This is a genomic window from Actinoplanes sp. HUAS TT8, assembly GCF_051380535.1.
In the GTDB taxonomy this organism is placed as follows: Bacteria; Actinomycetota; Actinomycetes; order Mycobacteriales; family Micromonosporaceae; genus Actinoplanes.
Window position 1 is genome coordinate 4,603,054 of record NZ_CP195646.1, and the last position, 20,861, is coordinate 4,623,914.

Consider the following 20,861-nt stretch of genomic DNA (forward strand, 5'->3'; position numbering starts at 1 on the left):
GTCAGGGCAGTTCGGCGACCAGGGCGCGGAGCCGCCGGAAGGCCTGCTCGACGTGCGCGTCGAGGCCCGTCGCGGGGTCGGCGTGCCAGTGGCGCATGGCCTGGGCGAGCGTGCCCCACCCCGTACGCGAAGCGATGTTGGCGGTTTGTTCGTCGAGGCCCCGGGCGCGCAGCGTGGTCGACAGCAGATCGATCAGGTGGGCCTCCTTGGCGGCGGCCCGCTCCCAGAGGGCCGGCGTCGCCGCGATCACCCGGGCCAGGGGTTCGGCGGTGGGACGGTTGCGCTCCAGCATGGGCACGATCGTGCGGAACGCGACGAGCAGTGTCGGCAGCGCGGGGACCGTCGCGGGAATCTCCGTCAGTGCGGCGGTGAGCTGCTCGGTGAGCATCCGCTCACCCTCGAAGAGGACCTCGCGCTTGTCGGCGAAGTGCCGGAAGTAGGTGCGCTCGGTGACACCGGCCCGCTCGGCGATCTCGGCGGTCGTCACGGCGTCGAAGCCGCGGTCGAGGAACAGGTCGATCGCGGCCTGCTGCAGGCGCGCTCGGGCTTCCTTACCGCTGCGGGGCATGAGGCGACTCTAGCAGAGTTAGTGACAGCGACTGACGTAACGTGTAGCGTCAGTCGCTGTCACTAACTCTGAGGGGGACTTCATGCGCACAGTGCGATTCCACGAGTACGGGCCGGCCGGCGAGGTCCTGCGCCTGGAGACCGTGCCCGTTCCCGAGCCCGGACCGGGGCGGATCCGGGTCGCCGTGCAGGCCTGCGCGCTCGCCCCGGCCGACTGGGCCCTGGCCGGCGGGCTGTTCCAGGGCGACCTGCCGCGGGGCATCGGCATCGACGTGGCCGGGACGGTCGACGCGGTCGGCGACCAGGTCACCGGCGTCGCCGTCGGTGACCTGGTGCTCGGCAACGCCGACTGGCGCGGTGAAGCCTCGGCGGGCGCGTCCGACTTCGCGATCATGAATCGGTGGACCGGTGTTCCCGAAGGGCTTGATCCGGTACGGGCGGTGGCGCTGCCGATGGCCGTGGACACGGCATACCTGCACCTCAGCCTGCTCGGGCTGGACGCCGGGCGGACGATCGTGATCCACGGGGCGGGCAGCACGGTCGGGTATGCCGCGGTGCAGATCGCGCTCCGCCACGGGATGCGGGTGATCGCGACCGCAGGGCCGGCCTTCGCCGAGCGGCTGAGTGCTTTCGGGGCGCAGGTCACGCCGTACGGGGAAGGGATGGTGGAAAGGGTTGTGGCGATGAGCGGGCGGCCGGTGGATCTGGTGCTCGACACCGCGCCGGTCGGTGGGGCCCTGCCGGACCTGATCAAGATCGCCGGCGGGGATCCGAAACGGGTGCTGACCTGCGGTGGTTCGGTCCCGGAGGCGGCGGGGCTCGGTGCTCGCGACACGTTCCACGAGGTCCGGCCGGCCGCCCATGACGCGTTGCCCGAGTTCGTCGCGCTCGCCGCCGATGGGCGCTTCGAGGTTCCCGTGGCGCGCACCCTGCCGTTGGAGGATTGGGCGACCGCCCTGGAGATCAGCCAGAGCGGGCAGGCCCGGGGCAAGCTGATCCTGCTGCCGTGACCGGGGGTCGGGCCTGTTATCGGGCGGCTTCCTCCACCAGCCGCTCGCGAATCCGGTCGGCGGCGGGCATGCCGAGTTCGGTGTAAATACGCAGGGCCGCCCGGTAGTGGATCCGGGCGTCGGCCGGCCGGCTCAGCGACCGGAAGGCCTCCCCCAGGCCGGCCTCGGCCCGCGCCTGCTGATCACGGCTGCCGATGTCGACGGCGATGACGCCGGCCGCCCGGTGGTGGATGATCGCCCCGGCGGGGTCGCCGCCGGCCTGGGCGGCCTCGCCGAGACCGTTCAGGGCCCAGGCCTCGGCGTCCCGGTCCCCACTCTCGCGCACGACGGCAAGCGTGTGCCGGTGGCACTCGGCGCCCCGGGCCGGTTCGCCGAGCCGGGTGTAGGCGGTGCCCAGGTCGTCCATGACGGCGGCTTCGGCGCCGCGGTCACCCAGCTTGCGGTATCCGGCGATCGCCTGCTCGCAGTAGTCGGCGGCCGCGCGATGGTGGCCGAGCTGGGCCTCGACGTATCCGAGGGTGGCCTGCGCGTCGGCTTCCCCGACCGGATCACCGGCCCGCCGGCACAGGTCGAGGGCCTGCCACAGGTGATCGGTGGCCGCCGGGTAGTGGCCCTGCCGTGTCTCGACGACCCCGAGGTTGACCAGCGAGCGGGCTTCCCCGGCCCGGTCACCGGCCCGGCGGAACAGCGTCAGTGCCTGCTCGTGGCAGTCGGTGGCGGCGGCGAACCGGCCCCGCCGTTTCTCGATGTTCCCGAGGTTGCCGAGCACCCGGGCCTGGCCGGCCGGGTCGTCCGCGGTCCGGAACAGTTCGAGCGCTGTCCGCAGGTGCTCGGCGGCCGGCTCGTACCGGCCGAGGCGCAGGTGGGCGGTGCCCAGCCCGAGGAAGGCGTGCCCTTCGCCGACGGTGTCGCCGGTGTCCCGGGCCCGCGACTGGGCCTGGGCGTGCAGGAGCAGGGCGTCGTGCGGGTGCCCGCCGTCGAGATAGCGGTAGAGGGTGGTCGACAGACGAACCAGATGGGAGGTACGGCCGTGGCCCGCCACCGCCACCAGCGTGGACCGTTCCGCGTCGAGCCAGGCCCGCGCGGCATCCGGGTGGCCGACGTCCGGCGACGGGCCCCGCGGCCGGGGCACGCGTGGCCGCTGGCCGGCCTCGGCCGGGTACAGCGTGTCCACCGCCGCGGCCGACACGGCCAGGTAGTGGTCGAGCATCCGGGTCATCGCGGCCCGCAGGGCGCGCGGCGGGTCCTGATCGCGGGCCCGGTCGGCCGCGTACACCCGGATCAGGTCGTGGAAGGTCCACCGGCCCGGACCGGACCGCTGGACCAGATGGTTACGGCCGAGGTCGTCCAGCGCCGCCCGGGCCGTGTCCAGATCGGTCTCGGCCAGCGCGGCGGCGGCGTACAGATCAAGGTCCTGGCCGGGATGCAGCGCGGCCAGCCGCAGCACACGCTGCTGAGATGCCGCGAGGTGCTGGTACGAGCGATCGAAGGCCAGCTGCACTCCACTGTCGAGCCGCCGGTCCCGGTGCCGCTCGTCGAGACGGTCGGCGTGGTCGGTCAGGGTCCAGCCGGGCGCGCTGCGGATGTGCCCGGCGACCAGCCCCAGGGCGAGCGGCAGACAACCGCAGCGGCGGGCGATCCGGGCCACCGCGTCCCGGTCCGGGCCGGTCGGCACCCCGGGCGTGGAGCGGATCAGAAACCGTTCGGCCTCGGCCGGTGAGAACACGTCCATGGTCAGCTGGATCGCCGGGCGAAGTTCGGCGACGCTGCGCCGGCTGGTGACCAGCACGACGCAGCCGGGGGTGTCGGGCAGCAGCGGTCCGATCTGGCCGGCCGAGGCGGCGTTGTCCAGGACCATCAGGGTTCGCCGGCCGCCCAGCCGGGACCGGAGGGTGGCCCGGCGGGCGTCCACGTCGAACGGGATCTGCTGGGCCGGCGTGCCCAGCAGCCGGAGGAAGCCGTCGAGCACCGCGCCCGGGTCGACCGGCGGCTGGGCCGGATCCAGGTTGAAGCCGCGCAGGTTGACGAACAGGACGTGGTCGAACGGCTTCTCCCGGGCCAGCCGGTGCCCGAACCTGATCGCCAGCCCGGTCTTGCCGACCCCGGCCATGCCGGCGATGGCCAGCACACCGCCGGGCGCGTCACCGCCGCGCCGCAGCCTCCTGAGTTCGGCGTCGCGACCGGCGAACCCGGGCAGGTCCGGCGGAAGCGTGTCCTGGACCCGGACCTGCGCCGACGCGTGCGCCTCACCGCCGATCACCCGCAGCGCCTGCCGCCACTGGGTCACGTAGCCGACGTCCGGGTGCAGGGCCTGCACGACGGCGATGACCAGGTCGGTGTTCATCCGCCGCCGGCCGGCCTTGAAACAGTCCGCGACGGTCGCCTTACGGGCCAGCTCGCCGCCGGGCCGCCCGGCCGCCCGCCAGGCCTCGTTGATCCGGTCCTTGATGGTGTCGTACGAGGGGTCACCGGCCCAGACCTTCAGCCGGCGCAGCCCCTCGGCGACCTCGTCGAGCGTGCCGGCCCGCCCCGGGTCCGGAAGCACCGCTGTCACACCGTCACCCAACACCGACCCCGCCACGATGTCACCGCATTTGTCCGCAATCCGGCGCGACCGGCGTCCGGGATCGTCCGGGATTCCGCTCCCGGAACCGTCGCGCCCGCACTCTCGACATCGGATCGGCGTACGGCCGGACCACCGGCTCGGCGGCATCCGAGCACAAGGGGGTAGGAAGAAAAGTGGAGTTCCGCAGCAAGATCACAGCGGTCGCCGTGGCGGTGGGGGCCACGGCGGCCGTGGTGGGAGCCGCTCCCGCCCAGGCGGCGCCGCCGCCTCCGAACGGCAGCATCTGCGCCATCCAGACCAGCAACGGCCGGTTCGTGACCGCGGTCGGCGGTGGGGGCCGGATCACCGGCGTGATGCGCACCGACGCCACCGGGGTCGGGCCGAACGAGAAGTTCACCCTCGAATCGGTCGGGGACGGGGTCCACGTCGACCTGCGGACCCGGACCGCGAACTACGTGACCGCGGTGAACAGCGGCGGGCTGACCCACAACCAGGTCACCGACGTGCTGCACACCGACGCGGTGGTACGCGGGACGTGGGAGCTGCTCGAACTGGTCGGGCAGGGCGACGGGACGGTCGGGATCCGGCTGTTCGACCGCCACTTCCTGACCGCGGTGGACGGCGGCGGCCACTCCAGCGGCGCCTTCGACTCCAACCGGACGAGCGTGCAGTCCTGGGAGAAGTTCCGCTTCATCTGCGGTTTCAGCAGCTGATGATGCCGTTGCCGGCAGGGACCGAGTCACTCGGCTCGGCCCTGCCGGCACCGATCAGCCGTCGGCGGGACCCGAGACCCGGGATCGGTGTCAGCCGTAGGTGACGTACGACCTGGTGGAGTCGTCGCTGATGACGAACTGGGAGAGGCAGGTCCCGGTGGTGGAGGCGACCTCCCAGGCGTGCCCGCGGTAGGTCGTGATGTTGACGGTGGCGGGCGGCTGCAGGGTGCGGGCCGATTCCCGGCTTCCGGACGTGTTGTGCCAGTACAGGACGAACGGTGTCCTGGTGCGGTTGGCCACGGTCAACCGGACCGGCGTCGAGTCGACCGAGTGCGACATCATCGTTCCGCACGACTGCCGTAACACGCCGATGGTGATGTAGGGGTTCAGCTGGCGGACCGGCTCGACCGTGTCCGGGTTTGCGCAGTTGGGCTCGCAGTCGGTGGCCGAGGCCGGGCCCGCCCCGAACGTCAGCCCGGCCGCCATGGTGACGGCCGCGGTCGCCGCACGTGTCAGCATCTTCATGGCCCGGAGTTCATCACCATATTTCCGGCACCATTGCGGTGTTCGCGTACAGCGGACCGCATACCGGAGTTATCGGTAGCGGACCGGCAGGTGTTTGATGCTGTTGAGCCAGCCCGACCGCAGGCGTTCCGGCGGGCCGGCCAGGCTGATCCCCGGCATGTGGTCGGCGATGGCGTTGAAGATCAGGTCGATCTCCAGGCGGGCCAGGTTGGCGCCGAGGCAGAAGTGGGCGCCGCTGCCGCCGAAGCCCAGGTGCGGGTTGGGGCTGCGGGTGATGTCGAAGCGGTCCGGGTGGTCGAAGACGTCTTCGTCGAAGTTGGCCGAACCGTAGAAGAGCGCGACCCGGTCGCCCCGGGCGATGGGCTGGCCGCCGAGGGTGGTGTCGCGGGTGGCGGTGCGCTGGAAGACGTTGACCGGGGTGCCCCAGCGGACGATCTCGTCGACCGCGGTGCGCGGCCGGGTCGCCTGGAACGCCGCCCACTGGTCGGGGTGTTCGAGCAGGGCCAGCATGCCGTGGGAGATGGCGTTGCGGGTGGTCTCGTTGCCGGCGACGGCCAGCATCAGCACGAAGAACCCGAACTCGTCGGTGGACAGGTGTTCGCCGCCGATCTCGGCCTGGACCAGGGTGGACACGATGTCGTCGCGCGGGCAGGTCTTGCGGTCCTCGGCCATGGTCATGGCGTAGCCGAGCAGTTCCATGGCCGGTTCGAGCGGGTCGGCGGCGCCACTGAACTCCGGGTCGTCGTAGCCGATCATCGAGTTGGTCCAGTCGAAGACGTTCTTGCGGTCCTCCTGGGGGACGCCGAGCAGTTCGGCGATGGCCTGCAGGGGCAGCTCGCAGGCGATCTCGGTGACGAAGTCGCCGGTGTCACCGCGGCCGGCGTCGCCGACGATCCGTTCGGCGCGGGCGGTCAGCGCCGCGCGCAGGCTGTTGATGGCCCGCGGGGTGAAGCCCCGGGACACGATCGCGCGTTGCTGGGTGTGCTGGGGCGGGTCCATGTTGAGCAGCACGTACCGCTGCATCTCGATCCGGTCGCGGGGCATGCCGGCCTGGAATCGCACGATCGCCGTGTTCTCCCAGCTGGAGAACGTCTCGCTGTCGCGGGACACGGCCATCACGTCGGCGTGCCGGGTGACCGCCCAGTATCCGTCGTCGTCGAAGCCGGCGCTGCCGCGGGCCTGCGGGATCCACCGCACCGGGGTGTTGCGCCGCATCTCGGCGAATTCCTCGTGCGGGATGCCGTTGACGTAGATCTCCGGGTCGGTGAGGTCGATCACGGATCCTCCTCGGAACAGGTTCTACCGATTCAAACATGTCAACACCCGCTTTAGGTACGGACATTGTGCTTCTATATGGAAACACGTTCTAGTACGAGGAGGGCCTCGTGGGCGTCCCGGTGATCGTCGAGGCGGTCCGCACACCGATCGGCCGGCGCGGCGGCGTGCTGTCCGGTCTGCATCCGGCCGAGCTGCTCGGCGCGGCCCAGCGGGCGCTGCTGGACCGGTCCGGGCTCGATCCGGCCCGGGTCGAGCAGGCGATCGGCGGTTGTGTGACGCAGGGCGGCGAGCAGTCGAACAACGTCACCCGGACCGCCTGGCTGCACGCCGGTCTGCCGCACACCACCGGCTGCGCCACCATCGACGCCCAGTGCGGTTCCGCGCAGCACGCCGTTCACCTGATCGCCGGGCTGATCGCGGCCGGGGCCGTCGAGGCCGGTGTGGCCTGCGGGGTGGAGTCGATGAGCCGGGTTCCGCTGCGGGCCAACCTGGGCGACGCCGGCCGGCCCCGCCCCGACTCGTGGGATCTCGATCTGCCCAACCAGTTCGTCGCGGCCGAACGCATCGCCGACCGGCGCGGTCTGACCAGGCAGGATCTGGACGATTTCGGGGTACGGTCGCAGGCCGCCGCGGCTCGCGCGTGGCGGGAGGGGCGCTTCGATCGTGAGGTCGTGCCGGTCGCGGGCGCCGACCGGGACCAGGGGCTGCGTGCCACGACCCGGGCCGGGCTGGCCGGGTTGCGACCGGTGCTGCCGGACGGGCGGCACACCGCGGGCACGTCCTCGCAGGTCTCCGACGGCGCCGCGGCGGTGCTGATGATGGACGACGACCTGGCCGGACGTCTGGACCTGCGGCCGCGGGCGCGGATCCTGGCTCAGTGCCTGATCGGCGCCGAGCCGTTCTATCACCTGGACGGTCCGATCACCGCCACCGAGCGGGTGCTCGCCCGTACCGGAATGAAGATCGACGACCTTGACGTGATCGAGGTGAACGAGGCGTTCGCCAGTGTGGTGCTGTCCTGGCTGAGCGTGCACCGGGCCGATCCGGAGCGGGTCAACCCGAACGGCGGGGCGATCGCTCTCGGTCACCCGGTCGGCAGCACCGGCGCCCGGCTGATCACCACCGCGCTGCACGAGCTGGAGCGCACGGGCGGCGGAACCGCGCTGGTCACCATGTGTGCGGGCGGCGCGATGTCGACCGCGACCATCATCGAGCGGATCGGGTGAGGGCCGGGAGGGTCACCGTGAACGTCGTGCCCGACCCGGATTCGCTGCCGACGGTGATCGTGCCGTGGTGCAGGTTCACCAGGGAGCGCACGATCGCCAGTCCGAGACCGGATCCGCCCGGTGCGGCCCGGGACGGGTCGGCCCGCCAGAACCGTTCGAACAGGTAGGGCCGGTGCTCGACCGGAATCCCCGGGCCGCTGTCGGTGACCGTCACCGTGTGCTCGGTCGCGCCGGCGACGACGGTGACCGCGACCGCCACGCCGTCCGGGGTGTGCTGCAGGGCGTTGCCGAGCAGGTTGCGCAGCACCTGCGCGAGCCGGGCGGCGTCGCCCAGGACCCGGGCCGGCTCGCCGGTGTAGCGCAGGTCGCGGTCCGGCGCGAGCACCCGGGCGTCGGCGACCGCCTCGGCGGCCAGGGTGTCCAGGTCGACCGGTTCCTGGTCGACCGGCCGGCCGGCGTCGATCCGGGCCAGCAGGGCCAGGTCGTCGACGAGCAGCCGCATCCGCACCAGCTGGGTGTCCACCCGGGTCAGGGCGGCGTCGAGCCGGGCCGGGTCGTCGAGGCCGCCGCGCAGGTAGAGCTCGATCCACCCGTGCGCGACGGTCAGCGGCGAGCGCAGTTCGTGCGACGCGTCGGCGACGAACTCGCGCATCCGGTTCTCGGCGTCCTGCTGGGCGTCGAACGCGGCGTTGACCGTGCCGGCCAGCCGGCTGATCGCCGGGTCGCCGTCATCGTCGCGGGGCAGCCGGCGGGTGCGGTCACCGTCGGCCACCTGTTCGGCCCGCGCGGCCATCACCCGCAGCGGGCGCAGTCCGCGGCCGACCACGACGACCGCGGTGGCGATCAGCGCGGCCAGGGTGACCACGGCGACCGACACCACGGTGACGGCGACGGTCGCGACCGTGGCCGCGCGATCGCTGTGGTCGGCGACGAACACGATCCGGGCCACCGTCACGGTGCCGCCGTCACCCGAGCTGTAGGTCACGGCCAGGCCGCCGGTGTCGACCGCCACCGCGAGATGGTCGGTCCCGACCTCGACCGGGGCCGGGGAGACCACCGCCGACAGCGCGGCCACATCCCGGGCCGGCAAACCCTCGATCACGGTACGGCCGTCGGCGGTGACCAGCACGACCTGGTACGCCGAACCGATGGTCTCGCGCAGCGTCGGCCCGTCCAGCCGGACCGGGCCGGCCGCGCGCAGGCCGGCCGTGACCCGCGCCGACAGGTCGGCCAGCCGGGTGGTGTCGCGGGCGCTCAGCCACCGGGACACCACGGCGATGCTGACCAGCGTGGACAGCGCGATCACGAGCGCGGTCACCAGGGCCAGGGTGACGGTCAGGCGGGCTCGGATCGAGCGCGGCCTCACTCCGGTTCCCGGATGCTGTAGCCGAAGCCGCGAACCGTCCGGATCAGCGCCGGCCGCCCGTCGTCGATCTTGCGGCGCAGGCTGGAGACGAACCGCTCGACGATGTTGGCGTGGCCGCCGAAGTCGTACTGCCAGAGCGCGTCCAGGATCTGCCCCTTGGACAGCACCTGACCGGCATTGACCAGCAGCAGTTCCAGCAGCCGGAACTCGGTCGGCGACAGCTCGACGTCGTCGGGGCCGCGCCGGACCACGTGCCGGCCGGGGTCGAGTTCCAGGTCGGCGCAGCGCAGTACACCGCCGGGGGCCGGTCGCTCGCCGCGGGCCGACCGGCGCACCAGCACCTCGATCCGGGTGACCAGCTCGACCGCGCTGAACGGCTTGGTCATGTAGTCGTCGGCGCCCAGGCGCAGGCCACGGACCTTGTCCTCGACCGCGTCGCGGGCCGACAGGAACAGCACCGGCAGGTCCGGGTGCCGGCGGCGGATCATCTGGACCACGTCGAAGCCGTCCTGTCCCGGCATCATCACGTCGAGGACCACGACGTCGACCGGGCCGTCCCGCAGCGCGGTGTAGGCGTCGGCGGCGTCCGCGGCCAGGGTCACGCCGAAGCCGGCGAAGGCCAGGGTGGAGGCGAGCATCTCCCGGATCTCCTCGTCGTCGTCCACGACCAGGACCTGCACCGTCACCACCTACCGGTTCGCGGTCAGGAGGAAGTCCTTGACCAGCCGTACGAAATAATCGGGTTTGTCCAAGTGGATCACATGGGTGGCGTCGACTCGCCGGTAGGTGCCCCGGCGCAGCAGGGACAGCGCCCGGCCGGCGTCCTCCTCGGTCATCGCGCCGTCGAGTGTGCCGTCGGCCAGGACGCTGAAGTTCGCCTGGACCAGCAGGGCCGGGCAGCCGATGGCGCGCAGGGCGGTGGCGTGGTCGAAGCCGGTGTGCCAGGTGCCGTCGTGGAAGGCCGCGCCGAAGCGGGGGTCGAACCGGTCGAGGCCGCGGATGAACTGGCGGACGGTGTCGTCGGGCAGCAGCCCGATCTCCAGGGGCTCGCCCGGGTGGGCCCGGCGGCGCTCCTTGACGGCCTCGACGAGCAGGCGGGCCGCGCCCCGGCCGACGTTCCGGTCGAAGAACGGCTTGCTGGCCCGGATCCAGTAGAGCAGGAAGTCGTCGGTGCCCTCGCGCACGGCGTTCGCGCAGGTCCGGAACGAGCGGTCGGCGATCGTCCGGGCGATCCGCGGGTACTCGGCCGAGAACAGCGGCGGGTCCTCCAGGACGACCGCGCGCACCAGGTCCGGGCGGTTCGCGGCGAGCCAGGTCGCCAGGAGCCCGCCGGAGGAGTTGCCGGTGACGTGGGCCGGTGCGCCCACGACGTCCTCGACGAATCGGGCCAGGTCGGCGCCGATCCGGGCGGCCGTCATCGGATAGCCGGGTGGGGCCGGGGTGCCGCCGTGGCCCGGGTAGTCGACGTCGAAGACGTGGAACGACTCGGCCAGCGCCGGCAGCACCCGGTTGTAGCTGTACCAGTCCATGTGCTGGGCGTGCAGCAGGACGAGCGGCGGGCCGTTGTCCGGCCCCTCGGCGTAACCGATCGCCAGGTCGCCGACCTGGGCGACCCGCTGCCGGTAGCCTGCCGCATCGACGAGTCGCTGCCCGGGATCCTGGTACGTGTCGAGCTTGTGCTTGAGCACGGCCAGCCCGGTCGCGGCGGCCACGGCGGCCGCCGCTCCGGTCGTCAGCAGGGCGCGACGGCCCAGGGAACGTTTCGTCATGACTTCCGATCCGTCGGTGGCGGTCGGAGTCAGTAAGGCCGACACGGCTTTCGGCGGCTCTACGGGAACCTGACGATTCGCTGACGGTGCTGGGATCCGTACGCCGAGCGGATCTTGATTTTTTACCAGGTGATGCCGGAAGCCCAGGTCAGAAGCTCGGTGCGGGCGGCCGTGAGTGTCGCGGCGGGGACCGTGGTGGTGTCCGAGGTGTTGATGATCAGGGCGACGTGGACGGTGCCGGAGGTGGCGCCGGACGCGGTCAGCAGCAGGCGCTGGGCGGTGGTGGCGCCGGTCTCGGGGCCGGCCGCGATCGTGCCGGTCGACGGGAGGCCGGTGCGGGTGCCGAGGTCGCTGACGACGGTGGTGCGGGCCGGGGCGAACGAGCCGGGCAGGTGCAGTTCGGTCGGGGCGGTGATGCCGGTGTCCCGCCAGACCAGGACGCCGTACTGGCGGGCGGCGACCAGGGCGGCGATCGTGGTGAGCCGGGACGGGACGGTCAGCCAGGCCTTCTGGGTGCCGGCGCCGGCGAACCCGTCGCGGGCCAGGTCCTCGTAGGCGAAGGCCAGGGTGTGCCCGGCGACCGCGGACGGGTAGAGGCGGTCGAGGACGCGGCGGTCCAGACGCAGGGCGCCGGACGCGATCACCGAGTGGTCCTCGCCGTTCCAGGCGTCGCCGGTGGTCTGGACCTTGCTCGGGTTGCCGTTCATCAGCTCCGAGTGGCGGCCGCTGTAGACGTCCCACTGCCACTGGGTGGCCGACAGGACCGGGCCGGAACCGGCCGCGTTGTTCCAGAAGTTCGCGCCGGACAGGCGGGAGTCGAGGCCCTGGTACATGGCCCGGACCATCCACGGTGTGCGGGAGTTGCTCATGGCGTTGCCGAACTCGGAGACGAATCCGGTGGTGCCGAGGGTGACCGCGCGGTCGCGGATGCGGTTCATGGCCGAGGAGTACGTGCCGTCGCCGGCCGCGGTCGGGTCGACGGTGATGCGGGCGCCGTCGTAGTAGTGGCTGTTGAAGACGTACCGGCCGCCCAGCGCCGGGATCGTGGACAGACCGCCGGCCTCGCCGAACGTGGTGTTCCAGAAGACCAGCGGCTCGGCGTAGAGCGGGAGGGCGGACCAGCCGGCGGTGTCCATCACGGCCCGGAACCGCTGGTAGAACGGCAGCAGGTAGGTCTGCTCCCAGGTCGTGCCGGACGCGCCGTCGAGGCCGCCGTCGAACGGTTCGTTGAACGGGTCGACGCCGAGCAGCATGTCCCTGGGCAGCGCGGTGCCGAGGTAGGTCAGGGCGGACATGGCCTGGGCCAGGTACGCGTCCTGCACGCCGTAGGTGTTGTGCCAGAAGTCGTAGGCGGGTTTGCGGACGGCGTTGTTGGTCAGCATGTTCTGACCCCAGAGCACGCAGATCCCGCACGACTCGGTCGGATAACTCCCCTTGGCGATCACCCATTTCGGGGCGCCGTCGCCGGTGTACCAGCTGCCGGTGTTGAAGACGTAGGACGAATAGAGGTCCTGGTGGTAGTCGAGCAGCACGTGAATACCGCGATCGGTGAACTGTCTGATCTGGGCGGCGGCCCGGCTCAGATAGGCCGTGTCGATCGTGGTCGCGGCCGGCTGCACGCCCTCCCAGCTGATCAGGAAGCGGATCGCGTTGGCGCCGGTCTGTTCGCGCATCGCCGTGGCCGAGGCGGCCGCGTCGGCGGTGCTGCGGAACGGGAGCAGCCCGCTCTCGTGGAGCTTGGTGCTGCCGGAGACGTTGAAACCACGGAAGGTGAGCTCGCGGCCGTACGGGTCGGTGAACCCGCTGGCGGCGGCGAACGCGGGCTGCGGCACGGTGACCGCGAACCCCAGGAGCATCAGCACAAAGATCCATCGCGCTCGCACCATGTATTGACGTTAATCGATCAGAAACCGGGTGCAACGACCCGAATACGCGCCACCTGCCACATGACGCGGAAGGCCGGAGCCGGGGAATGCCACGATTCCCCGGCCGGGCCGGCCTAGGAAATGGGGACGCAGGCCTGCGCCGCGGTGTATTTCTCGGCCAGCAGAAGGCCACAGACGAAACTGTCCGCGGCCGCCTCGACGCCCGGGGTGAACGCGGCCATCGCGCGGTCCGGGGAACAGGCGACGGTCTGGACGTCACCGAATTCCACGCCGCTCGCGTCGGCGCCCGAGACCCGGAGCATGACCCGGTCGTCGCAGGCCGACGCCGGCGTGAACGTCACCGTCATCGCACTGCCGTCGACCGTCGTGCACAGGCTGCCGGCCGGGTCACCGGCCGGGGCCGAGGCCAGGAAGACCTTCTCGCATTGGCTGAGAGCCGTGCTGCTCCCCGGGCTGGTGGCCGCGTTCGCGATGGCGACGCCGGCCGCGGTGACCGCCAGCAGGCCGGCCGTGACGATCGTGCCGTTGGTCAGTGTGCGTCTGCGCATGATTTCCCTTTCCGGTGCTCCATGGATGACGGCTCACCGTGGTGAAACATTCTCGGAGATCAATGGGAGCGGTCTGTCAAACAGCTATGCGACCGGGCCGCAGAAACTCCGCCCATCAGGGATTACTACAGGCAGCACACATAGAGCGACGCTTTTCTGTATTTAATCTGTGGATTTTGACACCCATCGCATAGCCATTCCACAGCGTCGATTCCTAACTTCAGCGCCCATGACCGAATCCACAGTGCCCACCCTCCACCGCCGCGGACTCCTGCGCGGCCTCGGCCTTCTCGCCGCCGCCGGCGCCGGCCTGGCCCTGGCCGGCCCGGCCCGCGCGGCCACCGCCTCCGGCACCCTGACCGTCCCGCCCCTGCTCGACCCGGCCACCGGCAGCGACGGGGTCAAGGTCTTCACGCTCGGCCTGCAGTCCGGCACCACCGAGATCCTCAGCGGAGTCCAGAGCGCGACCTGCGGGTTCAACCAGGCCTTCCTGGGGCCGGTGCTCAAGGTGAACCAGGGCGACACCGTACGGATGGACGTCACCAACAACCTCGGGGACGTGAGCACCGTCCACTGGCACGGCGCGCACGTGCCGCCCTCGGTGGACGGCGGGCCGCAGAACACCATTGCCGCGGGCGCGACCTGGTCGCCGTCGTTCGCGATCGACCAGGCGGCGTGCACGCTGTGGTTCCACCCGCACGCCCTGGGCACCACGGCCGAGCAGGTGGCCAGCGGTCTGGCCGGCATGCTGATCGTGGACGACGACACCGACGGCGCGGCGGCGCTGCCCCATACCTACGGCACCGACCAGTTCCCGCTGATCGTGCAGTCGAACCCGGTCAGCACGGCCGGCGTGCTGCAGTTCACGACCGCGGGCGAGACGGCCCGGACGACGTCGTTCCCGCTGCTGGTCAACGGGTCCAACGTGGCGGTCGCCGGCACGCCGGAACTCACGGTCGACGCCGGCCGGGTCCGGTTCCACCTGCTCAACGCGTCGATCGCCGACATCGTCACGATCACCCGGACCGACGGGGCCGCCCTGACCCAGGTGGCCACCGACGCCGCGCTGCTGTCGGCGCCGCTCGCGGTCACCGCCCTGACCCTGGTCGCCGGGGAACGGGCCGAGATCTGCCTGGACGTGACCAGCACGGACACCATCACCCTGCAGGCCACGGTCACGGCCGGCGGTGCCCGCGGCGGCAGCGGCACGTCCTCGATCGTGACCCTCACCTCGACCGCCACCGCCGCGGCCGACGCCCTGCCGAGCACGCTGGCCACGTTCACCGCGCTGGACGTCAGCAGCCCGGACGCCACCCGCACCATCGCACTGTCCAACAGCGGCAACACCATGCTCATCAACGGCGTGGCCGGAACCACGATGACCGCCATGGCGGGCGCCGAGATCATGACGACGCTCGGGGCCACCGAGGTGTGGACGATCACCAACGCGACCGCGCTGACCCACTCGTTCCACCTGCACGACGTGCCGTTCCAGGTGCTGACGGTCAACGGGGTGACGCCGACCGGCGGGTACGCCGAGTGGAAGGACACCATCCTGATCGCGCCGCAGAGCACCAACGTGATCGCCATGCGGTTCGTCGACTACGCCGACGACACGTACGGATACATGCTGCACTGCCACAACACGGTCCACGAGGACGAGGGGATGATGGCCATGCTCATGGTCATGGACGCCGCGAACTGACCGTGGTGACCGCCGTACCGTAAGCGGATCTTGATCTTTCGAAAGGGACGCCGGAGAACCGGCCGGGACGACGGCACCCGCCGCCGCCCCGGCCGGAGGTCACAGGGAGAGCGTCCAGCTGTCGAGGTATCCGGTGTCGGCCGAGGCGGCGTCCTGGACCCGCAGCGTCCAGGTGCCGTCGGCGGTCTCGCCGGACAGGTTCACCGTGTACGTCTGGTTGATGTTGTCGGTGCTGCCCCCGGCCCGGTTGTGCAGGACGTAGGCGGTGCCGTCGGGCGCGATCAGGTTGACCACCAGGTCACCGATGTAGGTGTGGACGATGTGCACCTCGACCGCGCTGGTCACCGAGGGGGTCGCGGTGCACCCGGCCAGTTCGACGGTGCTGGTCACGGTGGTGTTGTCGGGAATCGTCACGTCGGTCGCGTTGGTGGCGACGCAGCCGGCCGAGCTGTTGACGGTGACGGTGAGCGCGGCCGTGCGGGTGATCGACGCGGCGGCGGCCGTGACGGTGACCGGGGCGCTGCTGCGGCTGGCCCCCTCGGCCGCGCTGACCGTGACCGTGGTCGATTCACCGGCGGTGACGGTGGCCGGGTCGAACGAGACGGTGACGCCGGCCGGGGTGGTCCCGGCGCTGAACGTGATCGCCTCGGCCTCGCCGTTGACCAGGGTGGTGCCGACGGTCAGGGTGGTGGAGGTGCCCGGGTCGATCGCCGTGGTGGCCGACGACAGGGTGAGGGCGAAGTCGTTGCCGGTGGAGCAGAAGTCGTCGCCGGCCACGTTCACCGCGGTCCAGGCGGCCTGGACGGCCTTGTAGTCGGTGCCGCAGAAGCCGTACAGGTCGGCCGCCGCGGCCAGGGTGTAACCGCGCGCCGCGGTGTAGCTGGTGCTGGAGACGAAGTAGCTGTCCAGGGCCCGGAACCAGATGGCCGCCGCCCTGTCCCGGCCGATGCCGGTGACCGGGGACGCCGAACCGCAGAGCGGCGAGGTGCCGTACGCGGTGGCGCCGCTGCCCTCGGCCAGGTCGAAGAAGAAGTGGTTGGCGACACCGGACGAGTAGTGCACGTCGACGTTCTTGGTCGTGCTCGACCAGCAGCCGTGCGACGAGCCGTCCAGCGTGGGGTTGTACATGTACCGCAGCGGCGCCCCGGTCCCCCGGATGTCGATCTTCTCGCCGATGTCGTAGTCGCCCGGGTCGGCCGAGCTGTTAGCGTAGAACTCGACCATGCTGCCGAAGATGTCGCTGGTGGCCTCGTTCAGTCCGCCCGGCTCGCCGGCGTAGGTGAGCCCGCCGGGCACCACGTTCTCGGTGACGCCGTGCGACATCTCGTGTCCGGCGACGTCCAGCGCCACCAGGGGTTTCGCGTTGCCGGAGCCGTCGCCGTAGGTCATCTGCGCGCCGTCCCAGAACGCGTTGACGTACGCGCTGCCGTAGTGCACCCGGGACGGCACGCCCACCCCGGTGCCGAAGATGCCGTTACGGCCGTGCACGTTCTTGAAGTAGTCGAACGTGGTGGCCGCCCCGAAGTGCGCGTCGGCCGCGGCCGAGGCCCGGTCGCTGTTGGCGCCGGTCCCCCACACGTTGTCGGCGTCGGTGAAGACCGCGCAGGTGCCCGAGGTCCGGTTGCCCATGTCGCAGGTGTAGCCGTTGCCGCGCACCGGGTCGGTCAGGCTGAAACCGCTGTCGGTGGACGTCGTCTCGACCGCGACCGCACCGGCGTACAGGCTGTTGCCGGTGCCCGCGACGGTCTCGATCTCGTCGTACGAGCCGGTGACCGCCCCTGTCCGGGCGTCGCTGAGCACGTGCAGGCGTGACGGGGTCTGCCCGTCCGGAAGCCATCCGCTGACCACGGTCTCCCAGGACAGCACGCCGGTGCCCCGGCTGGCGTCGACGAACAGCTCCGGGGTGCCGGTGCCGCTCGCCCGGCCCTTGAACGCGGCGGTCGCCGCTTTGCGGGCCTTGGCCGCGGTGACCGTCGGCGTCGTGCCCAGCGTAAGAGGTTTGGCCAGGCCGACCGAGCTGCCGGCGTAGGCGCCCTTGGCGTCGGTACGGATGATCAGGTCACCGCCGTAGACCCGCAGCCCGTCGTAGGTCCGGGTGTAGCGGACGGTGCCGCGGCCGGCGGCGTCGGTCTTGCTGCTGTAGACCTGGTAGGCATCTTCGGACGAGGCCTTCACGGCGGTGGGGTGCTGGGCCAGGGCCCGGTCGGCCGCGGCGATCAGCGACGTTCCGGGGGTGACGGGCGGTGCGGCCGACGCGGTCGTGGCGGTCGCCGCCAGCCCTCCGCCGGCCAGCACGATGATGCCGGCCAGCGCGATTCCGGTTCTCACTAACGTCCTCCTGCGATCCGAGAAGAAGACATCTATTAATGTCTATACTTCTATATCCGCAGGCTTATGCGACGCGATACGTGTGTAAATTTCATGTTCCAAACCGGACAGTTAGCATCGACCGGATGTTCACCGACCCGGGAATTCGCCTCGCCACCGCAGCGGACCTCGACGCCCTCGTCGACGTCCACCGCCAGGCCCGCGAGGCCGTCTACCGCGGCGTGGTCGCGCCTGACCCGGCCTGGCCGGCCGCTGCCCGCCGAATCTACGCCGACGCCCTCGCCTCACCCGGACACGCTGTGTTCTGCATCGACCGCGACACCGAGGTGGTCGCCCTCGCCTACCTCACCACCGCCAAACTCGTCGGCCTCTACGTCCGGCCCGACCATTGGCGGCACGGCCTCGGCGCTCGGCTGCACGATCGGAGCGTCCAGCGCTGGCAGGCGGACGGCGTCCACACCGCCCGCCTCGACGTCTGGGACCGCAACCAGCAGGCCCGAGCCTTCTACTCCCGCCGCGGCTGGCGGCCCGACGGCCACAGCCGCCCAGGTCCGGGCGACACCTGCTTCCTCCGGCTGACCCTGACCGTCCCGCTCGCCACCTGACCCTCGATCCATCCGAGAGTGCTACCAGTCCAGGAGGGTTCTGGTGTCGATCTCACAGCGGAACGGGACGTCGAGCGTCAGGGTGGCGCCGAATGGCACATCGGCGTGCTCGACGTAGTGCTGGCCCTCGATGCGGAACATACGCAAGGCCACCGACTCGAAATCGGTGAGGTCGGGCTCGACCAGCAGATACCACCCGATCTGGGCGGCAGCGTAGAACTGCATCTTGAGGAGCCGGTCGTTCGCAGCATTGCTCGGTGAGACGATCTCGCAGATCAAGGCGACCTCGGATGCCTCGATCACGCCACCCTTGGGATCCGTGTCGGCCACCACAAGATCAGGAATGACGATCCGGTCGGTGCCGAGCCGGACGTTGGCCGCTTCGTAGGCACGCAGGCCGACGGCCCGAGCCGCTGGGCGGATGCCGGCCATCAGGAGGAAGGAGATGTCCTGATGAGGTTTGTTCGGTGCCGGGCTCGCCCACAGTCCCCCGTCGATCAACTCGATCCGGTTCGGCGTCTCACCGAGCGCGAAGTACTGCTCCTCGTTCCATGGACCCGGATGCTCAAACAGCGCCACACTCATCGACAACACCTCCAGACCGATAACGCGCCAATTCTGCCACGCCGTCCAGCCGGGCAAGGCACTCGCCAGTGGCCGCCCTCCAGCTGCGGCGCTCCGCCCCGAGATTCCACCCATGCCGGTGACGTCGTCCCAGCCGAGCGCCTCCACCTCACCATGAGCGCCGGGCGGTCAGGGGTGCTGACTGCTGACCGAGATCACCTCGCCGGTCAGGTAGGAGGCGTAGTCGCTGGCCAGGAACGCCACCACGGTCGCCACCTCCCACGGCTGCGCGGCCCGCCCGAACGCCTCCCGCCGGGCCAGCCCGGCCAGCTCGGGCTCGCTGATCACCTTGCTCAGGAACGGGTGGGTGGCCAGGCTGGGCGCGACCGCGTTGACCCGGATGCCGTGGGCGGCCACGTCGAGCGCGGCGCAGCGGGTGAACGCCATGACCCCGGCCTTGGCCGCCGCGTAGTGGGCCTGCCCGGCCTGCGCGCGCCAGCCCAGCACGGACGCGTTGTTGACCACCGCTCCCCCGCCGCCCTGGGCGATCATCTGCCGCAGCGCGGCCCGGGTGCAGCGGAAAGTGCCGGTCAGGGTCACGTCGAGCACGCGCGACCACTCGTCGTCGGTCATCCGGTCGACCGCGCGTTCGCCTCCCAGCCCGGCGTTGTTGATCATGACGTCGAGCCGCCCGAACTCGGCCGCCGCGCCGCTCACCAGCGCGGTCACGTCACGCTCGTCGGTCACATCGCACGGCAAGGACCAGACCCTTTTCCCGTACGTCGTGAGAAGCCGCTCGTGAGCCGCCGCAAGTCGCCGCTCGTGCCGGTCGCTGAGCACCACCCGGGCACCCTCGGCCAGGCAGCGCTCGGCGATGGCGGCGCCGATCCCGGTGCCGGCCGCCGCGGTCACCACCACGACCTTGCCGGCCAGCAGTTCGCGCCCGTCCGGCCCGGCCGTGTCCGGTGCGTCCAGGTGGTGGCCTTCCGGCATCATCGGCGGTCCTGCCGGGGCAGCCCGAGGACCCGCTCGGCCAGGATGCCGCGCTGGATCTCGTCGGAGCCGCCGTAGATCGTGTCGGCCCGGCTGAACAGGAACAGCCGCCGCCACCGGTCGACCTCGCCGTCCCCCGGCTCGGACGCCACCCCGGCCGGCCCGAGCACGGTCATGGCCAGTTCCCCGAGCCCTTTGCGCCAGCGCGACCAGAGCAGTTTGATGACCGTCGCCGTCCCGGCCGCGGGCGGCTCGGACAGCAGCCGCAGGGTGTGCGCCCGCAGCACGGTCAGGTCGATCCAGGCGCGGGTCAGCCGTTCCCGCACGGCCGGGTCGGTGGCCGCGCCGGTGCGCCGGGCCAGCGCGACCAGGTCGTCCAGGTCGTGCTGGAAGCCGACCTGCTGGCCGACGGTGGCCGCGCCGCGCTCGAAGCCGAGCGTCGCCATCGCCACCTTCCAGCCCTGGCCGGGTTCGCCGACGACCAGGTCCCGCTCGGTGCGGGCGCCGTCGAAGAAGACCTCGTTGAACTCGCTGTCGCCGGTGAGCTGCCGGATCGGCCGGACCGTGACGCCGGTCTGGCGCATCGGCACCAGCAGGTAGGACAGGCCGGCGTGCCGGGACGCACCTTCGGGGATCGGCGCGGTGCGGGCCAGCACGAAACACCAGTCGGACACGTGGGCCAGCGACGTCCACACCTTCTGCCCGGTGAGCACCCAGTGGTCGCCGTCGAGGTCGGCCCGGGTGGTGACGGCGGCCAGGTCGGAGCCGGCGCCGGGCTCGGAGTAGCCCTGACACCACAGCTCGGTGGCCGCGGCGATGCCGGGCAGGAACCGGTCCCGCTGCTGCACGGTGCCGAGCCGCATCAGGGTGGGGCCGACCATGGTGACGCCGATGTGGTCGACCCGGCCGGGGGCGCCCGCTTTCGCGTACTCCTCATGGAAGATCACCTGCCGCGCGAGGGACGCACCGCGGCCGCCGTGCTCGACCGGCCAGGCCAGGGTGGACCAGCCGTCCGCGGCCAGTCGCCGGGTGAAGGCGAGACGTCTCCCGAACGCCTCGTTCTCCCGGCCGGCGCCGCCGGCGCCCCGCAGGTCGTCGGTCACGTTGGCGGCCAGCCAGTCCCGGATCTCGCGCCTGAACTCCTGGTCATCGTCCACTGGCGTCGCCTCCCGCTCCGCGCGTAGGCTCACCCTACCAAGCACTTGCTTGGTT

18 protein-coding genes are annotated in these 20,861 nt (G+C 71.4%); 5 read left to right on the top strand and 13 right to left on the bottom strand.

Annotated elements, in window-relative coordinates:
- Window position 1: 1 nt before the first annotated feature.
- Window positions 2–568, bottom strand: a complete 567-nt coding sequence (locus tag ACSHV8_RS20795) for a TetR/AcrR family transcriptional regulator (RefSeq protein ID WP_436535398.1) — start codon at window positions 566–568, stop codon at window positions 2–4.
- Window positions 569–650: 82 nt separating this feature from the next.
- On the opposite strand from ACSHV8_RS20795, the gene ACSHV8_RS20800 reads away from it, so the two are divergent.
- Window positions 651–1,577 (top strand): NADP-dependent oxidoreductase, encoded by a 927-nt coding sequence (locus ACSHV8_RS20800; RefSeq protein WP_436535399.1) that lies wholly within the window; start codon window positions 651–653, stop codon window positions 1,575–1,577.
- Window positions 1,578–1,593: 16 nt separating this feature from the next.
- Here ACSHV8_RS20800 and ACSHV8_RS20805 read toward each other — a convergent pair whose 3' ends face one another.
- Complete coding sequence (locus ACSHV8_RS20805; protein ID WP_436535400.1) at window positions 1,594–4,131, bottom strand: ATP-binding protein; 2,538 nt, start codon at window positions 4,129–4,131, stop codon at window positions 1,594–1,596.
- Window positions 4,132–4,316: 185 nt separating this feature from the next.
- On the opposite strand from ACSHV8_RS20805, the gene ACSHV8_RS20810 reads away from it, so the two are divergent.
- Window positions 4,317–4,856 carry a fascin domain-containing protein gene (locus ACSHV8_RS20810; protein ID WP_436535401.1) on the top strand — a complete coding sequence of 180 codons (540 nt, stop codon included), beginning with the start codon at window positions 4,317–4,319 and terminating at the stop codon, window positions 4,854–4,856.
- Window positions 4,857–4,946: 90 nt separating this feature from the next.
- On the opposite strand, the gene ACSHV8_RS20815 is transcribed toward ACSHV8_RS20810, so the two are convergent.
- Entirely contained in the window at window positions 4,947–5,381 is a 435-nt protein-coding gene (locus ACSHV8_RS20815; RefSeq protein ID WP_436535402.1) for a hypothetical protein, read from the bottom strand.
- 69 nt (window positions 5,382–5,450) lie between these two features.
- A complete protein-coding gene (locus ACSHV8_RS20820; protein ID WP_436535403.1) occupies window positions 5,451–6,659 on the bottom strand; it encodes a cytochrome P450 in 1,209 nt (402 codons plus the stop codon).
- A 107-nt stretch (window positions 6,660–6,766) separates the two neighbouring features.
- Here ACSHV8_RS20820 and ACSHV8_RS20825 point away from each other — a divergent pair, with 107 nt between their 5' ends.
- The gene (locus ACSHV8_RS20825; protein ID WP_436535404.1) at window positions 6,767–7,885 is read left to right on the top strand and encodes a steroid 3-ketoacyl-CoA thiolase; all 1,119 of its coding nucleotides are present in this window, start codon (window positions 6,767–6,769) and stop codon (window positions 7,883–7,885) included.
- On the opposite strand, the gene ACSHV8_RS20830 is transcribed toward ACSHV8_RS20825, so the two are convergent.
- The 5 genes from ACSHV8_RS20830 to ACSHV8_RS20850 all read right to left on the bottom strand — a co-directional run bounded on the left by ACSHV8_RS20830 (window position 7,866) and on the right by ACSHV8_RS20850 (window position 13,454).
- Window positions 7,866–9,251 (bottom strand): ATP-binding protein, encoded by a 1,386-nt coding sequence (locus ACSHV8_RS20830; protein ID WP_436535405.1) that lies wholly within the window; start codon window positions 9,249–9,251, stop codon window positions 7,866–7,868. The genes ACSHV8_RS20825 and ACSHV8_RS20830 overlap by 20 nt on opposite strands.
- Window positions 9,248–9,937, bottom strand: coding sequence for a response regulator transcription factor (locus tag ACSHV8_RS20835; RefSeq protein ID WP_436535406.1), 690 nt, complete (start codon window positions 9,935–9,937; stop codon window positions 9,248–9,250). Before ACSHV8_RS20835 ends, ACSHV8_RS20830 begins: the two co-directional genes overlap by 4 nt.
- A gap of 3 nt (window positions 9,938–9,940) precedes the next feature.
- On the bottom strand, window positions 9,941–11,020 hold the full coding sequence (locus ACSHV8_RS20840; RefSeq protein ID WP_436535407.1) for an alpha/beta fold hydrolase: 1,080 nt from the start codon (window positions 11,018–11,020) through the stop codon (window positions 9,941–9,943).
- Between the two features lie 122 nt (window positions 11,021–11,142).
- Window positions 11,143–12,906: a cellulase family glycosylhydrolase gene (locus ACSHV8_RS20845; protein ID WP_436535408.1), complete on the bottom strand. Its 1,764-nt coding sequence runs from the start codon at window positions 12,904–12,906 to the stop codon at window positions 11,143–11,145.
- Between the two features lie 113 nt (window positions 12,907–13,019).
- Window positions 13,020–13,454 (bottom strand): hypothetical protein, encoded by a 435-nt coding sequence (locus ACSHV8_RS20850; protein ID WP_436535409.1) that lies wholly within the window; start codon window positions 13,452–13,454, stop codon window positions 13,020–13,022.
- A 229-nt stretch (window positions 13,455–13,683) separates the two neighbouring features.
- Between ACSHV8_RS20850 and ACSHV8_RS20855 the strand changes: the two genes are divergently transcribed.
- On the top strand, window positions 13,684–15,159 hold the full coding sequence (locus ACSHV8_RS20855; RefSeq protein WP_436535410.1) for a multicopper oxidase family protein: 1,476 nt from the start codon (window positions 13,684–13,686) through the stop codon (window positions 15,157–15,159).
- Window positions 15,160–15,258: 99 nt separating this feature from the next.
- On the opposite strand, the gene ACSHV8_RS20860 is transcribed toward ACSHV8_RS20855, so the two are convergent.
- Window positions 15,259–17,487: a M4 family metallopeptidase gene (locus tag ACSHV8_RS20860; RefSeq protein ID WP_436535411.1), complete on the bottom strand. Its 2,229-nt coding sequence runs from the start codon at window positions 17,485–17,487 to the stop codon at window positions 15,259–15,261.
- Between the two features lie 125 nt (window positions 17,488–17,612).
- Here ACSHV8_RS20860 and ACSHV8_RS20865 point away from each other — a divergent pair, with 125 nt between their 5' ends.
- Window positions 17,613–18,092, top strand: coding sequence for an N-acetyltransferase family protein (locus ACSHV8_RS20865; RefSeq protein ID WP_436535412.1), 480 nt, complete (start codon window positions 17,613–17,615; stop codon window positions 18,090–18,092).
- A 21-nt stretch (window positions 18,093–18,113) separates the two neighbouring features.
- Here ACSHV8_RS20865 and ACSHV8_RS20870 read toward each other — a convergent pair whose 3' ends face one another.
- The 3 genes from ACSHV8_RS20870 to ACSHV8_RS20880 are packed head-to-tail and all read right to left on the bottom strand — an operon-like array spanning window position 18,114 to window position 20,839.
- Entirely contained in the window at window positions 18,114–18,824 is a 711-nt protein-coding gene (locus tag ACSHV8_RS20870; protein WP_436535413.1) for a Uma2 family endonuclease, read from the bottom strand.
- 21 nt (window positions 18,825–18,845) lie between these two features.
- Window positions 18,846–19,649 (bottom strand): SDR family oxidoreductase, encoded by an 804-nt coding sequence (locus tag ACSHV8_RS20875; protein ID WP_436536842.1) that lies wholly within the window; start codon window positions 19,647–19,649, stop codon window positions 18,846–18,848.
- Complete coding sequence (locus tag ACSHV8_RS20880; protein WP_436535414.1) at window positions 19,649–20,839, bottom strand: acyl-CoA dehydrogenase family protein; 1,191 nt, start codon at window positions 20,837–20,839, stop codon at window positions 19,649–19,651. The genes ACSHV8_RS20875 and ACSHV8_RS20880 overlap by 1 nt, the downstream gene beginning before the upstream one ends.
- Window positions 20,840–20,861: the final 22 nt, after the last annotated feature.

Bases quoted from the DNA above. Each gene is read 5' to 3' on its own strand.
- ACSHV8_RS20795 (WP_436535398.1), bottom strand. From the start codon at position 568: ATGCCCCGCAGCGGTAAGGAAGCCCGAGCGCGCCTGCAGCAGGCCGCG.
- ACSHV8_RS20800 (WP_436535399.1), top strand. From the start codon at position 651: ATGCGCACAGTGCGATTCCACGAGTACGGGCCGGCCGGCGAGGTCCTG.
- ACSHV8_RS20815 (WP_436535402.1), bottom strand. From the start codon at position 5,381: ATGAAGATGCTGACACGTGCGGCGACCGCGGCCGTCACCATGGCGGCC.
- ACSHV8_RS20840 (WP_436535407.1), bottom strand. From the start codon at position 11,020: ATGACGAAACGTTCCCTGGGCCGTCGCGCCCTGCTGACGACCGGAGCG.
- ACSHV8_RS20845 (WP_436535408.1), bottom strand. From the start codon at position 12,906: ATGGTGCGAGCGCGATGGATCTTTGTGCTGATGCTCCTGGGGTTCGCG.
- ACSHV8_RS20850 (WP_436535409.1), bottom strand. From the start codon at position 13,454: ATGCGCAGACGCACACTGACCAACGGCACGATCGTCACGGCCGGCCTG.
- ACSHV8_RS20855 (WP_436535410.1), top strand. From the start codon at position 13,684: ATGACCGAATCCACAGTGCCCACCCTCCACCGCCGCGGACTCCTGCGC.
- ACSHV8_RS20865 (WP_436535412.1), top strand. From the start codon at position 17,613: ATGTTCACCGACCCGGGAATTCGCCTCGCCACCGCAGCGGACCTCGAC.
- ACSHV8_RS20875 (WP_436536842.1), bottom strand. From the start codon at position 19,649: ATGCCGGAAGGCCACCACCTGGACGCACCGGACACGGCCGGGCCGGAC.